The 14675-nt window shown below is 64.5% G+C and carries 14 protein-coding genes and 3 tRNA genes; 4 read left to right on the top strand and 13 right to left on the bottom strand.

The features are described 5' to 3' along the window. Position 1: 1 nt before the first annotated feature. On the bottom strand, positions 2-673 hold the full coding sequence (locus AC13GA_RS05815; protein WP_046984515.1) for a response regulator transcription factor: 672 nt from the start codon (positions 671-673) through the stop codon (positions 2-4). Between the two features lie 143 nt (positions 674-816). Between AC13GA_RS05815 and AC13GA_RS05810 the strand changes: the two genes are divergently transcribed. Then, on the top strand, positions 817-1584 hold the full coding sequence (locus AC13GA_RS05810; protein WP_482997685.1) for a MipA/OmpV family protein: 768 nt from the start codon (positions 817-819) through the stop codon (positions 1582-1584). A gap of 32 nt (positions 1585-1616) precedes the next feature. Then, on the top strand, positions 1617-1901 hold the full coding sequence (locus tag AC13GA_RS05805) for a hypothetical protein (RefSeq protein WP_004152241.1): 285 nt from the start codon (positions 1617-1619) through the stop codon (positions 1899-1901). 55 nt (positions 1902-1956) lie between these two features. On the opposite strand, the gene AC13GA_RS05800 is transcribed toward AC13GA_RS05805, so the two are convergent. After that, positions 1957-2097, bottom strand: coding sequence for a hypothetical protein (locus AC13GA_RS05800; protein ID WP_162838403.1), 141 nt, complete (start codon positions 2095-2097; stop codon positions 1957-1959). 182 nt (positions 2098-2279) lie between these two features. On the opposite strand from AC13GA_RS05800, the gene AC13GA_RS05795 reads away from it, so the two are divergent. After that, on the top strand, positions 2280-2612 hold the full coding sequence (locus AC13GA_RS05795) for a hypothetical protein (RefSeq protein ID WP_046984512.1): 333 nt from the start codon (positions 2280-2282) through the stop codon (positions 2610-2612). Between the two features lie 98 nt (positions 2613-2710). Here the strand turns inward: AC13GA_RS05795 and AC13GA_RS05790 are convergent. The 3 genes from AC13GA_RS05790 to uvrB form a co-directional block, all read right to left on the bottom strand. Further along, positions 2711-2785, bottom strand: a tRNA-Val gene (locus tag AC13GA_RS05790). Between the two features lie 98 nt (positions 2786-2883). Continuing rightward, positions 2884-2958 (bottom strand) — tRNA-Val (locus tag AC13GA_RS05785). A 106-nt stretch (positions 2959-3064) separates the two neighbouring features. Further along, entirely contained in the window at positions 3065-5089 is a 2025-nt protein-coding gene (gene uvrB, locus AC13GA_RS05780) for an excinuclease ABC subunit UvrB (protein ID WP_046984513.1), read from the bottom strand. Positions 5090-5217: 128 nt separating this feature from the next. On the opposite strand from uvrB, the gene AC13GA_RS05775 reads away from it, so the two are divergent. Beyond that, positions 5218-5754 carry a GspH/FimT family protein gene (locus tag AC13GA_RS05775; RefSeq protein WP_482997684.1) on the top strand — a complete coding sequence of 179 codons (537 nt, stop codon included), beginning with the start codon at positions 5218-5220 and terminating at the stop codon, positions 5752-5754. Positions 5755-5803: 49 nt separating this feature from the next. Here the strand turns inward: AC13GA_RS05775 and AC13GA_RS05770 are convergent. From AC13GA_RS05770 to ppnN, 8 genes are all read right to left on the bottom strand, one after another. Next, a tRNA-Asn gene (locus AC13GA_RS05770) sits at positions 5804-5880 on the bottom strand. A gap of 47 nt (positions 5881-5927) precedes the next feature. Then, complete coding sequence (locus tag AC13GA_RS05765; RefSeq protein WP_136638768.1) at positions 5928-6353, bottom strand: type IV pilin protein; 426 nt, start codon at positions 6351-6353, stop codon at positions 5928-5930. A 21-nt stretch (positions 6354-6374) separates the two neighbouring features. Then, on the bottom strand, positions 6375-10169 hold the full coding sequence (locus AC13GA_RS05760) for a pilus assembly protein (RefSeq protein WP_482997683.1): 3795 nt from the start codon (positions 10167-10169) through the stop codon (positions 6375-6377). 11 nt (positions 10170-10180) lie between these two features. Next, positions 10181-10702, bottom strand: coding sequence for a pilus assembly PilX family protein (locus AC13GA_RS05755; RefSeq protein ID WP_046983312.1), 522 nt, complete (start codon positions 10700-10702; stop codon positions 10181-10183). 3 nt (positions 10703-10705) lie between these two features. Further along, positions 10706-11875, bottom strand: a complete 1170-nt coding sequence (locus AC13GA_RS05750) for a PilW family protein (RefSeq protein WP_046983313.1) — start codon at positions 11873-11875, stop codon at positions 10706-10708. Next, positions 11872-12372 carry a type IV pilus modification protein PilV gene (pilV, locus tag AC13GA_RS05745; protein ID WP_046983314.1) on the bottom strand — a complete coding sequence of 167 codons (501 nt, stop codon included), beginning with the start codon at positions 12370-12372 and terminating at the stop codon, positions 11872-11874. The genes AC13GA_RS05750 and pilV overlap by 4 nt, the downstream gene beginning before the upstream one ends. After that, positions 12369-12884 carry a GspH/FimT family pseudopilin gene (locus tag AC13GA_RS05740; protein WP_295379187.1) on the bottom strand — a complete coding sequence of 172 codons (516 nt, stop codon included), beginning with the start codon at positions 12882-12884 and terminating at the stop codon, positions 12369-12371. Before AC13GA_RS05740 ends, pilV begins: the two co-directional genes overlap by 4 nt. A gap of 172 nt (positions 12885-13056) precedes the next feature. Then, entirely contained in the window at positions 13057-14445 is a 1389-nt protein-coding gene (ppnN, locus tag AC13GA_RS05735) for a nucleotide 5'-monophosphate nucleosidase PpnN (RefSeq protein ID WP_004152180.1), read from the bottom strand. Positions 14446-14675 lie beyond the last annotated feature (230 nt).

Here is a 14675-nt window from a genome sequence, read left to right as displayed (position 1 = left end):
CTCAGCCCTCCGCCAGCAGATAGCCGACACCGCGGATCACATGAATTTCCACGCCCGCCCCGGCCTGCTGCAGTGCCTTGCGCAGCTTGGAAATATGCGCGTCGAGCGCATTGGACTGGATCTCATCATCGAACCCGTACACCGCCGCCTCCAGCGCGCTGCGGGTGACGGTCCGCCCCTGCCGCATCGCCAATGCCTGCAGCACCAGCACCTGGCGCCGCGGCAATGCCAGCGGCTGGCCCTCCACCTGCGCCTGCAGCGACTCGAAGTCAAATTCCAGCCGGCCCAGGTGCAGGCTCGGCGTCACCATCGCCGACGGCCGCCGCGACACCGCGCGGATGCGCGCCATCAGCTCCTCGATCGCCACCGGCTTGACCAGGTAGTCATCGGCGCCGACATCCAGTCCTTCAACCTTGTCCGACAAAGTGCCCTTGGCGGTCAGCATGATCACCGCCAGGTTCGGCCGCAGCGAACGCGCGGTGGCGACGAAACCTGCGCCATCGCCATCGGGCAGCTGCCGGTCGAGCAGCATCAGCTGGTGCACCGGCTCGCGCAATGCGATCGCCGCCTCGGCCAGGCTGCCGACCACGTCGGCGACCACGCCCTGCCGCTCCAGGCCCGATTGCAGGGCACGTGACAGATCGGGATCGTCTTCGACCAGGAGGATGCGCATCAGCTGCTCGGTTACGGAAACGGTGCCGATCATAGTGCCTGCCGCCAGCTTTTTCCCCCAGGCGTGCCGATTGCACCGGCGCAATGTTCTGACAATGTTGAGCCCTCACCATGCGCAGCCATCCCCCGCAAAGTGGTTGATCGATGCCGTCGCTGCCCCCGAAACTGTTGCGCCCGTTGCTGTTCTCCGCCGCCATTGGCCTGCCACTGGCAGCGTACGCCGGCGAGCAGAACCCGGACGTGCAGGCCGGTATAAGCGCAGGGGCGACCTCTGGGGCCTACGCCCACTATGACGTCAAGCCGCTGGTCGTACCGTCCATTGCCTGGCAGGGCCAGCGCTTCTTCGCCAGCCCCGGCTCGCTGGGCATGTACCTGTACAAGGGCCAGGGCCTGCGCCTGTCGGCTGCGGTCACCCCGTACACGCTGCGCTTCAAGACCGACGACGTGAACGATCCGCAGCTGCGCCGCCTGCACAGCCGGCAGATGTCGGCCATGGCCGGGCTCAACGGCGAATACAGCGCTGACTGGGGCATCGTCGAAGCCAGCGTGATGCGCGAGGTCACCGGCCATGGCGGCGGCATTGAATCGCGCCTGCATTACAGCTATCCGATCCAGGCCGGACGCTTCACCTGGGTGCCCCGGGTGGGTGTGGTGCATTCCAGTGCACGCCTGCTCGACTACTACTACGGCATCAGCGACGAGGAAGCAGTGCGCTCGGGGCTTGCCGCCTACAACCCGGGTAGCGCGACGTCGCCGAGCCTCCAGATCGCGGTGAGCACGCCCTTGGGCACGAAGTGGCGCGCGACCGGCGTGGTCGCCAACCAATGGTTCGGTGATGCAGTGAAGGACAGCCCGATGGCGCGACGCGGTACACAGACGTCAGCCTTCGTTTCCCTGATGCGCTCGTTCTGATCGAGCGCCCGTTACGGACAAGGACACCCCACATGGCCTCCGTCTCCCCCACCACCGAAGCGCACGCGATCCTGCGTGCGCCCGACCTGGACAGCGCCGAGCGCGCCTACCTCGTCCTCATGCCCGACCTTGAGCACGTGAACGCACTGGCACGACGGGCGCTGGGCCTGTCCCGCGTGGCCGATGCGGCACGCGGCTACGCGCTGTCGATGACCCTGGTCGGGCTGCGCCTGCAGGAACTGGAAATGGGCGAAGCGACGGCCAAGGAACATCGCCAGGCGACGCTGCGCAGCCTGCGGCAGGCCTTCAGCGCCTGATCTCCAGCGTTCAGTGCCGGCGCATGCCCCCCGTGCCGCGCCGTGCGGTTTCCACTCAGCGGAAGGTGGTCCAGGCCAGTACCGCCGCCAGCAGTGCCACCCAGATCACCGCCTTGAACGTGCCTTCCAGCATGTTGCCGCCGAACAGCAGTTCGAAAAACGGATTGGGCCTGGAAACCGGGACGTGATCGCTCATGCGGCAGCTCCTTGCAGTGACGGCGCGATTGCGCGGTAGACCGGAGTCTACGCCTGCACGGCCCGGATTCATCGCTCCCCGGCCGTCTTTGGCGGTTCAATTCCGGCCTTCGTCGCAGGCCGGCTGCAGCACCCCACATGTCATGCCAGCCTGCGTGCACTTTCCCGCTGGAGCACCGTGCCATGCCGATGCTTGCCTTGATGCTGCTGCTCTCCAGCCTGTTCAGCGCTGGCAACGAGCCCACTGAAGAGGCCCTTCGCAGCCAGATCCTGCTTGCCGAAACCCAGCAGCCGGAAGCCGCACGACAGGATTGCGGCTCGCCCTCCCTGCTGCTGTACCGGCTGCGCCAGGACCGGGTCCTGCGGCTGGCCAACCAGCCCCTGCAACACGCCCCCGCCGATGCCCAGCCCACGCGTGGCGCGACGGTTCGCGTTGCCCAGCTCTGGGAGCGCGTGGACGGCCACTGGAAGCTGCAGCGGATGATCAGCGTCGAAGACCTGGTCGTGCAGCACTGACCATGTGCAACTGTGGCCGATGCCAAAAACGAGAAAAGCCGGCCCAGGGCCGGCTTTCATCGTAATCCACCGCTGCACCGGCAGTGCCGGGAGCCAGGTGGTGGGCGGTACAGGGTTCGAACCTGTGACCCCTACCATGTCAAGGTAGTGCTCTACCGCTGAGCTAACCGCCCATATTGTTCCTGCCGCCCGAAAGCTGGCCTTGCTACGTAAAAACCCGGCGCCAGGGCCGGGCTTTGCAGTTCACGACAACCCTCCTGCGAGGACTTCGTGGTGGGCGGTACAGGGTTCGAACCTGTGACCCCTACCATGTCAAGGTAGTGCTCTACCGCTGAGCTAACCGCCCGTATTGCTTCTGCATTTCCGCGAATGCGTCGGTGCAGGCCGCGTATATTACGGATGCCGGCGGTTGAGCGCAATACTTTTGTGAAGATGATGCTGCACTGCCGCGTTCAGCCGAGGCTGGCCTCCTTCAGCTGCCGGATCTGGTCGCGCACGCGCGCGGCGTCCTCGAATTCCAGGTCCTTGGCGTGCTGGTACATCTTCTGCTCCAGCGCCTTGAGCCGGGCCGCCAGCTGGGCCGGGCTGAGCGAACGATAATCGGCCGCTTCCTCGGCCACGCCGGCCTTGCCCTTGCCTTTACCCTTCTTCGCCTCTTTCTCGGCTGCATCCGAACGTGCACCTTCCAGCACGTCGACGATCGGGCGCGCCACCGAGCGCGGCACGATGCCGTGCTCCTCGTTGTACTCGACCTGCTTGGCACGACGGCGGTCGGTCTCGTCGATCGCCGCCTGCATCGAGCGGGTGATCTTGTCGGCGTACAGGATCGCCTTGCCGCGAACGTTGCGCGCGGCGCGGCCGATGGTCTGGATCAGCGAGCCGGTGGAGCGCAGGAAGCCCTCCTTGTCCGCGTCCAGGATCGCCACCAGTGACACTTCGGGCATGTCCAGGCCTTCGCGCAGCAGGTTGATGCCCACCAGCACGTCAAACTTGCCCAGGCGCAGATCGCGGATGATTTCCACACGCTCGACGGTATCCACGTCCGAGTGCAGGTAGCGCACGCGGATGCCATGTTCGGTGAGATATTCGGTGAGGTTCTCGGCCATGCGCTTGGTCAAGGTGGTGACCAGCACGCGGTCGCCAGCCTTGATGCGCTCGTTGGCTTCGCTCATCAGATCATCGACCTGGGTGCCGACCGGGCGGATCTCCACCACCGGGTCGATCAGGCCGGTCGGCCGCACCACCAGCTCAGTGATTTCTTCGCCGGCCTCCCGATACTCGTACGGTCCCGGCGTCGCCGACACATAGATGCTACGCGGGCAGCGCTCTTCCCATTCCTCGAAGCGCAGTGGACGGTTGTCCAGCGCCGACGGCAGGCGGAAACCGAACTCCACCAACGTCTCCTTGCGCGAACGATCGCCCTTGAACATGGCGCCGATCTGCGGGATGGTCACGTGCGATTCGTCGATCACCAGCAGCGCATCGGGCGGCAGGTAATCGAACAGGGTCGGTGGCGGTTCGCCGGCATTCTTGCCGGTGAGGTGCCTGGAGTAGTTCTCGATGCCGTTGCAGAAGCCGACCTCGGCCATCATCTCGATGTCGAACTGGGTGCGCTGGGCCAGGCGCTGCGCTTCGACCAGCTTGTTCTGCGCATACAGCTGCTCAAGCCGCTCCTTCAGCTCGACCTTGATGGTTTCCACCGCTGCCAGCACGCGTTCGCGCGTGGTTGCATAGTGGGTCTTCGGGTAGACCGTGAAGCGCATCAGGTTGCGCATCGTCTCACCGGTCAACGGATCGAACAGGGTGATCTTCTCGACCTCGCCATCGAACAGCTCGATGCGCAGTGCTTCGCTGTCCGACTCGGCCGGGAACACGTCGATCACCTCGCCGCGTACGCGGAACGTACCGCGCTGCAGCTCGTACTCGTTGCGCGTGTACTGCAGCTGGGTCAGGTGATTGATCAGGTCGCGCTGGTCGATGCGCTCGCCCTTGGACAGGATCAGGCGCAGCGACAGGTAGTCTTCCGGCGCGCCCAGGCCATAGATGGCCGACACCGTCGCCACCACGATCGCATCCGGGCGCGACAGCAGGGTCTTGGTCGCGGCCAGCCGCATCTGCTCGATGTGCTCGTTGATCGAACTGTCCTTCTCGATGAAGGTATCCGACGACGGCACGTAGGCTTCGGGCTGGTAGTAATCGTAATAGCTGACGAAATACTCCACCGCGTTGTGCGGGAAGAACGCCTTGAACTCGCCATACAGCTGCGCCGCCAGCGTCTTGTTCGGCGCCATGATCAGCGTCGGCTTCTGCACGTTCTGGATGACATTGGCGATGGTGTAGGTCTTGCCCGAGCCGGTGACGCCCAGCAGGGTCTGCTTGGCAATGCCTGCCTCGAAATTGCTGGTCAGCTTGGCGATGGCATCGGGCTGGTCGCCTGCCGGCGAATACGGCGAGACGAGTTCAAAACGGTCGCTCATGGTGTTGCCAGTTCCCGGGAAAGGTAAGTATACGAGGCAAGCAGTGACGGCCGGCTGAGGGGTTTCCGGGCAGGCGGGCGCGGCGGTGCCTGATGGCGGCGCCGGCGCAGGCCGGGGAGTCTGGACACATGCGCCGCCCCCTCTTCCCCTGCCCTCCCCTGCCGCGAGGCATGCATCTGGTCGAACTGCTGGTGGTCGTGGCCGTACTTGCCGTGCTGCTGGCAGCAGGCTGGCCCGCCCTGCATCCGATGTTGTTGCGCCATCGCGCGGATGCCCTGCAACTGACCCTGCACGCCAGCCTTTCCAGTGCCCGCAGCGAAGCCCTGATGCGGCGGGAACTGATCGGGCTGTGCGCCAGCGATGACGGTGAGCACTGCACCCGCGACTGGAGCGCCGGATGGATCATCTATCGCAGCGGCGGAAAGCGGGGCACACCGGAATCCAGGGAGGACATCCTGGCCCATCATCAAGGCCGCTCAGATGTCTCGATCGTTGCACAGACCAGCAGTGGACGGCCGTTGCTCTTCTTCCAGCCTGACGGACGCAGCCCCGGCGCCAATCTGACCCTGCGCATCTGCGCGGGAAGTCGACTGCATGGCAGGCTGGTGGTCAACAACGGCGGCCGCACCCGCAGCGAACGCGTCGACCGCGCGCTGCCCTGCTGACAGGCCTGAAAAAGCAGAAGCCGCGATTTCTCGCGGCTTCTGCAGTATCTGGCGCCCGAAGTTGGACTCGAACCAACGACCCCCTGATTAACAGTCAAGTGCTCTAACCGGCTGAGCTATTCGGGCGGGGAGGCGCATTGTACTGACCGTTTACGGGAAGATCAACACCTGATTTACCAGCAGTCGGAAACGGTACCGCTGGCGGTTTTGCGGTTGGCCTGGTCCACGCCCAGCGTCCCGCAGCTGTCCTTGGTCTGGTTGCCCTGGGGCGTCGCAGTCAGCGTGAACGAGGACGCCTTGCCATCAAACGTGATCGCGTAGCGCGTGGTCCCACCCTCCCGCGGCGACACTTTGCTGGGCAGAGCGAAGCCGGAATACGTGTTGTTCACCGAGTAGTAGCGCTCGGCGCGCTGTGCGTACTCCACCAGATCCGCTTTGGCCACGCCACGGTGGGACTGTCGGATGTACTGCTGGTACGAGGGAACGACGATGGCCGCCAGGATGCCGAGCACTATCACCACGATCATCAGTTCGATGAGGGAGAAACCGCGCTGCTGGTGAGGGCGTCGCACTGTACTGGAAACACTGTTCAGGTTCATTGGGGTCGTCTTGGTTGATCGTTACTGGATCTGACGCCAGGACTGGCGGCCGCAGGGGTAAGGCACGTACATCGTCGGAGCACCTGCCACATTGATAGCCATCCAGCAGGCACGTCCACCGCCCTTGTCCAGGCGCGGCATCACAGAAGCGTTTACGTCCTTCACCGGCGCGGTGCCGCCGGTATCCAGGCTGACCGCTGCCGTGCCGGATCCGTACGCCTTTCCGTCAGTGGATCCCACACGCGCAAGTTCCAGCGATGCACCACCCGAGACCGGGTCGAGGCCGAACAACCAGTTGCTGCCCTCGGTCGAACAACCACGACCACCCGAGGTAGGCATGTAGGTGGGCATGAACACCGTGCCCGACGCCACGGCAGGATTGCCGACGAAGCGTTCGCCGGAACCCGGCAGCGCGATGCTCCACCCACGCGCGGTCCCGCTGAACGGCTTGGCGGCGATTGATCGCTGCTTTCCATTGGTGGTCACCGAATAGGCCACCAGATCGGAGGGAACGATCGTCGCGTCGGGCTGCCCCTTGCTGGTGTCGTTGACACCGTACAGGGACTGCGCGGTGATGTCCTGCGGATCATTGTCGAACGAGAAACTGCCGGTACCCAGCACCAGCATCACACCGCCGCCAGGCCCGGTCACCGCGGCCATGCCGCCGGTGATCGGCTGGCGGTACACCTGGTTGTTGTTGTTGGTCTGGCGCGCGGTGGTGAACACCGGCGTGGTGACCGACGTCGCCGCATCTTCCAGGTCGAACTTCCACAGCGCACCACGCTGGTCGGCCGCGTAGACCGTGTCGGCCAGGCCATCGCGGCCGCGTACACGCCCCGTTCCACCGCTGCTGTCGGCACGCCAACGGTCAACCGCCACGATGTTGCCCAGGCCATTGTCACCCGCCGGTGCGGTTGCCGCAGCCTCATTGGCGCTGATCATCCGTACCGCACCAGAGCCGAGGTCAACCACGAACAGCACCGCCTTCCGGTTGAGGCTGTTGTAACCGTTGCCGAAAATCGCCTTCCACGCCACCCCGGTCCCGTTCTTCACCGGCACGATGACCGGCTTGCCAAGGACGTGGCCGATATTGGCCTTGACGGTGGAGTCGAGGCCTGGCGCCACGTCGCTGATTTCCCACAGGCGGTTGCCGGTGCTGAAGCTGGACGGCGTGGTCACATCCAACGCGAACACCGAGCGCCCACCGGCGCCCGCCGTACCCACCAGCGCCGTGGCCCAGTTGCCATCGATCTGCGCGTCTGCCACTGCAATCGGTCCATCCACGTAATAGCGATGGCGGAAGCGCTGGTCGGACTTGTTGGCCGCCACGTAGGGATACAGCAGGTTGGCCATGTGCCCCAGCGCCGTGCCGGGGATGTAGGCAAAGGTCTCGCTGCCGCCGGCACTGTCACTCACGCCACTGCCGTTCATGCCGCCATCGAAGGCGTGCAGCATGCCGTCGTTGGCGCCGACGTAGACCATGTAGCGGCCGTTGCTGCGCTTGCGGGCCAGATACGTGGCATACGACGTGGCCATGTCGTCGCCGATGCGCTGATAACCATAGTCATCACGCGGCGAGCTGATCACCGGGCTGGAGTTCACGATGTCTCCCAGCACGGTGGTGCGCGTCCGGTAGAAACCGCCCGCATTGCGTACTTCCCGTGATGCATCGCCTCCCAGGTAGGCAATCGCCGTGCCGATATCCCCGCCCAGCTTCTCGGCCTCGGTGGGGGTACAGCGTACGATGCCTGGATACTGCTTCTCGTCCTTGCTGCAGAGATCGGTGAAGGAGATGTTGGTGCTGTTGAATACGACAGCCGCATTGCCCTTGGCCGCGACGATGTTGCGCGAACGCTGCGCGCCCAGCTTCTCGGCCGCATCCCACGCCTGCGTGTACTCGGTCTGGCGGGTCGTGTTGTTCACCGTGAGCTTGGAGGCCTTCAGGCGGCTGAACCAATCGGTTTCCTCGTTGGCCACTTCGAACTGGGGCGTGACCGCCAGCGAGCCGGTGCCGATGCGCGCACCGGTCAGGCCCTGGCTGCCCGAAGGTGCCGGCCCGGACGTAACCGACGACAGCACCCGGCGCATGGCCGTGGTGATGTCTGCCGGCGTGCGCGCGTTGATGTACTCGCCGCGGGTATTGGTCGCCGCGTGCCAGATGTCATCCACGGTGCTGGGGTTGTCGTTCTGGCGATCCGGCCAGTTGCTGTAGACCGTCGAATCGGTATAGGGATTCTGCTGCCTGTCCGGATCGAACAGATTGCCGCGTGCTCCCAGGGTGATGCCGTAGAAGTTGATATGCAGGTCTTTCTTGCAGTCCAGCGACTTGTCAGTGCTGGTCGCACACTGCTCCGGTACCGGCACCTGCCCCAGCGGCATCCTGTCGTCGGTGCGCAGTGGATTGACGTAGTAGTACGTCGCGATGTCGGCCATCGTATGTGAGTAGCCATCCGAGAACGGGGCCCCGAGACCACCGTCGATATTGCCCGGCGTGGGAATCGAGCTCGCCGGGAATCCATTGCCGTTGTTGCTGTAGCCATCGGTGAAGAGCATCACCGCGTTCTTCTGGCAGGACAGCTTGATCGGTGCAGCATCGTCGGTGCGCATGAACTGCAGACCGGCCGCGTTGACCGCGTTGCGGTTTGGCGTACCACCACTGGCCGTCAGCGAAATCATGTCACTGTACAGCTGTGTCTTCTGCGGCATCTGGCTCATGTCCTGGACCGCCAGACGCTTCGCTGGATCCGTTGAGCTGTTGTACTTCTGGAAATCGTTGATCTTGAAGTAGCCGACATACATGTCATTGACATTCAATGCATGCGTCATGCCTGCGATCATCGCGCGGTTACGATTGCCGTAGTAGGTGAACCAGTTGGCGAAGTTCTGCATCGCCGCCGCATCACTGGACGTGAGCACGTACTTCCACATGTGGCAGCCCTTGCCACAGGCATCCAGGACCTTGGTCCGGTTGTTGCCTGCGTTGGCGTAGGCATCGGGCGCCCCCGCCAACTGCGGATAAGGATCGCCATTGCTCTTGAAGGGCATATAGAACGTCGCAGGCGTGTACTCCAACGACGCATTGCCGGCCGACGTCCAAGAAGCTCCGAATTTATTGGCCTGCACGGCACTGAAGCGTCCGGAATCGCTTACGGTGCTGTACCTCTGCCCCGGCGGCGCATACATGCCGTCCTGCATACGCTGCACGTCCCAGGACAGAGCACCCAGGTAGGTGCCCGTCAAATTCACGACATAGTCGCTCTCACCCGCCCTGCGAGGATCAATGAGCGCGGCACTGGCGGTGGACGGCGGGTAGGATTCAACGGCCTCATTGACGATCCGGAGCCACGGTTGATACTGGATCGAAGGATCGTAATAGGCCGGATTGTAGGCAGCCGACCGGGCGAACCCGAACACGTCCAACGCAGGAATTCCGAGATAACTGGTGTTGATCCGCGGCCCCGGCAACAGGTAGAAATAGTTGCACTGGCCATCGTTGTATGCCCTGCCCCACGCATCGTAGGCAACGATGTCTTCTGGCTTGTTCAGGACACCGGCCGATCTGAAGAAGCTCTTGCGCGCATTGCTCCAGCACGCCGTGCCATCCTGCCCCGGGAACTGGGTCTGGAAGGTCATCGAGCCCGAGTCGTCCACCGCCATGATGAACGACGGCGGCGCGGATACCTTCAGGTTCATCGGACGCTGCGACAACGTGCCCTGCGCCTGTGCGGCAAACAGATTCATCGCAAGCCAGGCACCGCCGGCCACCGCCAGCAGCAGCCCGGAACCAGCCAGGATCTTGATCTTTCGGGTCGCCATGACCGGATTCCTCAAAGCTTGAAAACAGTGTCGACAGCCGCCGAGGAGGTACCCTCGTTGCTGGTGGCGGCATCGCGGTCGGAGCCGAACGCGGTGATCTGGTAAACGCGTGTGGGCTCTTCGCTTTCCGGCGTGCCCATGCCGAGCGGCGTCTCGCCCAGGATGCAGGAATCGATACGGCGCACGCTGACCACCGGTGCCGCCGAAAGTTTCTGCTGGCCCACCCAACGGGTGGGGTCGAAGCCGTCATCGCAGATGCGTTTGATGGCGTCGGCCTTCAACGAGCCGCCATCGCCGGTATTGTTGTCGATCTGTTCTATCGACCGCTCGGCGTCGCGGACGGCGCGCTCAGTCGCCTGGAACGCGACGTTGGCCGCCCGGTAATTGGACGACATGCGCTCCTGCATGCTGGCCACCTGCATGCCGACCACGCCGATCAGCGACAGCAGGATCAACAGCATCAGGGCCACATACAGCACCGCGCCACGCTGCTGCGCGCGCCCCTGGAAACGACGGGAGACGGAGGGCTTCATGGGTCAGTTTCCGAACAGTCGGTTGCGCAGCGCCACGGACACCTCATACGAGGCGCGATAGCGATCGTCGTAGGTCGTGGGCGGATTGAAACCAACGCCCAGCACGCCCAGCTGGGCCACCGCGGTGTTGGCCTGCTCGGCGGCGGCCCGCTGTGGGCTGCGTACCAGCAGACCGAACTGCACCAGGCCAACCCGGCGCCACGCGGCGACGGCGGCGTCATCGGTGCCGGTGCTGACGCCGCTGGCAGTCTTCTGGAAGGTGATCGCACCGGTCGGCGGCGTGGTGCTGCTGATCGCAGTCTCGGTGTCCTGGCCGTACAGGAACTGCAGGTTCTCGATGCCTTCCACCAGCTCTTCGCCGTTGGCAAAGGTGTTGTTGCCGGTACCGCGCGCACGATACAGCGCAGGTTCGCCGGCCGTGTTCGTGGCCACGTAGTACGCCATCGATTCCACACGGTAGACCATGGTCACTGCATTGTTGGCCGAGTAGGCCGAGAGATCGGCATTGCTGGCCGTGATCGTGCTGCCGGCGATTTTCCCGGCGAACACGTTCACCCTGCTGCAATCAGCTACGGCAAATGCCGAAGGCGTCGTGACAGCACCAGCCGACAAGCGTGCGGCCGCATCCGCGGCAATGGTGATGTCCGGCGAAGCGCCGGAGCCAATGGCAAGCACCGGCGAGCCTTCCGGCGCCAGATAGCGCATCACGATGATGTCACTGCCAGCACGGGGTGCGGGCTTGAGGTTGGTGACCGCCGACGGTGTGCTGCCGGCCGCTCCCCAGGTTGCGCCGAGGGTCAGCTTGTTGCCCGGCGCCGTACCATCCGCCTCGTATCCCTGGATCGGCACGGAGAAGTCCATTGGACTGCCGTCTCCCTGCTTCACGCCGGCGATGTTGACCTTGATGCTGTTCTGCCCGCGCACGATGTGTGCCTGATCATTCACGCAGCCCATGTGCCCGGCCATGCGGATGTCGCGCTCGAGGAACTCAAGTGCGAATCGAGCATTCTCCTGGGTGCGCGCGACGCCTTCGGACAGCTGCGAGGCCGCGCGTGAGGCCATGAATATCTGGGTCACGCCAAGCATCAGCACCAGGCCGATGACCAGCGAGATCAGCAGTTCAACCAGCGAAAGGCCGGCCGCATGGGTGGCAGCGAAGGGGGCGCGCTTCATAGGCGGGTAACCAGAGTGAACGTGGTGATGCTGTCGGGATTGGCGGCATTCCAGCGCTCGTCCCCCCAGCCGATGCCGACGGTGACCAGACCGTCGTTGACGCTCACGTTGGCACTGGCCTTGCCCCCCAGCACCTTGACGACCTGGCACTGCCAGCGCGCCACGTTCGCCTTGGATGTTGTCTGGTCGGTACTGTTGGGCCAGGTGCATGGGCCAGCCGGCGCAGTGACCGAGCCTGCAGTGAAGGAAGCCTTGGTGTACTCGCCACCCTTGAGGGTTTCACTGCGCTGCACACGCATCAGTTCGATAAGGTCGTAGGCCAGGCTGGTGGCCTGGGTACGCTGGCTGGCGCTCTGCACGAAGCGGACATTCATGGTCTGCAGCAGCGCGAAGCCCAGCAGGCCGAACGCCAGCACCAGCAGCGCGATCAGCACCTCGATCAGGCTGAAGCCACGACTGCGGGCATGCCCCCCCAGGCCGGAAAGACGACGTTTCATTTGCAGGTTCCTGCAGTGGAGCGGACCTGCCCGGAGAACAGCACGGTCAAGGTCCGCATGGGGTCACCCGCCTTGCAGCCTTGCGGCACCAGGCTCACGGTCTGGTCGGCGGAAGCGCGGCGGCGCCCCTGGGAATCGAAGGCGATGACGGCCTGGCTGGGAACCTCGACGGCCAGGCTGTTGTTGCCCTTGGAAAAACGAAGCACGCTTTCGCTTCCGCTGAGCGAACCATCGCCATCGGCGTCGCCCCAGGCCAGCATGCCCTTGCTCCAGTCACCGTCGCAGGACGTGCCGTTGCTGCTGCCGCAGACCGCGCCTCCGTGCCGGTTGCGGATGGCCTCGCTGCGAGCGAGCGACAGCAGACCGATCACCTCGTTGTTGGTGGTGGTCAAACGGTTGGAACGCATCGCGGTGCGGAAGCTGGGATAGGAGATGCTGGCCAGAATGACCAGGATCACCAGCGTGATCATCAACTCAACCAGCGTGAAGCCGTGTTGCCGGCGCAAAGACATTGGACGCTCCCCAGCGTGTTGATGGCCACGATGGGCCATCGCCCTGCCACCGGCAAGCGGCGGCAGGATGAACGGTCAATCCGGGGCGACGGGCGTCAAAGCCTTGACGACCCCTGCCCTGTCGGCCGCCCGTGGCGGGGTCGGAGCCCGATGGAATCCGACCCCGGGCCGATCAGGCCAGCACCTGGTAGCAGGGCTGGTACTCGCCGGAGATCTTCATCCGGCGCTGCTCGACGAAGGCACGCAGCAGCCCATCCAGGGCCTGCATCATGTCCGTATCGCCGTGGATCTGGAACGGCCCGAACTGCTCGATGCGGCGCATGCCGTCTTCCTTCACGTTGCCGGCAACGATGCCCGAGAACGCCCGGCGCAGGTCGGCCGCCAGCGCGTGCGGGGCACGTCCGTGGTGCAGGTCCAGCGCGGCCATTGCCTCGTGGGTCGGCACGAACGGCTGCTGGTACTCCCACGGAATCTCGATCGACCAGTTGAAGAAGAACGAGTCCTTCTGTGCCAGGCGGTGCTCACGCACGCGCTTGATGCCGTTGGCCATCTTCTTTGCCACCGCCACCGGGTCGCCGATGACGATCTCGTAGCGCTCGGCGGCTGCATCGCCCAGGGTCAGGCGGATGAAGCGATCGATCTGCTCGAAGTACGGCGCTGCCACCGTCGGGCCGGTCAGGATCAGCGGGAACGGCAGGTCCTTGTTTTCCTCGCGCAGCAGGATGCCGAGCAGGTACAGGATTTCCTCGGCGGTGCCGACGCCACCGGCGAACACGATGATGCCGTGGCCGATGCGGACGAAGGCCTCAAGGCGCTTCTCGATGTCCGGCATGATCACCAGGTGGTTGACGATCGGGTTCGGCGACTCGGCGGCGATGATGCCCGGCTCGGTCAGGCCGATGTAACGCGTCACGGTGCGGCGCTGCTTGGCATGGGCGATGGTGGCGCCCTTCATCGGGCCCTTCATCGCGCCCGGACCACAGCCGGTGCAGATGTCCAGACCGCGCAGGCCCAGCTCGTAGCCCACCTGCTTGGTGTACAGGTATTCGTCGCGCGAGATCGAGTGGCCGCCCCAGCACACCACCAGGTTCGGGTCGCCCGGGTTGAGGATGCGCGCGTTGCGCAGCAGGCCGAACACCGCATTGGTGATGCCCTCGGACGACTCCAGCTCGGCCGCGTAGGCCGGGCCCATCTCGATGGCCATGTAGGCCAGGTCACGCACCACTGCGAACAGCAGTTCGGCGACGCCGCGGATGATCTCGCCATCGACAAAGGCCATCGCCGGTGCATTGACCAGGTCGATGCGCACGCCGCGATCCTGTTGCGCCACCTGGATGTCGAAATCGGGATACAGATCGCGCGCCGCGCGCGGATCGTCAGAGGCACTGCCGCTGGTCAGCACGGCCAGCGCGCAGCGGCGCAGCAGCTCGTGCATACCGCCGGCAGACGCATCGCGCAGGCGGGCCACTTCGGCCCGCGACAGCACATCCAGCCCACCGCGCGGGTAGATCCGCGCGTCCTGCACCGGCAGTGCACGGGCTGATTTTTCGTTCGTGGTCATATCCAATTTTTCGCTTCCTTCAAGGTTTCCGACTGTACTGCCGCCCCCTTAAAAAGCAAAACGGCCGGGAAGCCCGACCGTTGGATGTGTGCTTCCCGCGTTCGCCTTTCCGGGACCGCATCGGCGGCGTTGGCACCGCGCACATTTCTGGATGCTACGCCGATGCCAGGTGACCTGCAAGGACTTTCGCATGAACGGAAAACGGCCGGGTTTCCCCGGCCGTTCTCACT

The organism is Stenotrophomonas sp. 22DLJC03, assembly GCF_056861405.1.
This window is presented reverse-complemented; position numbering and strand designations above follow the sequence as displayed.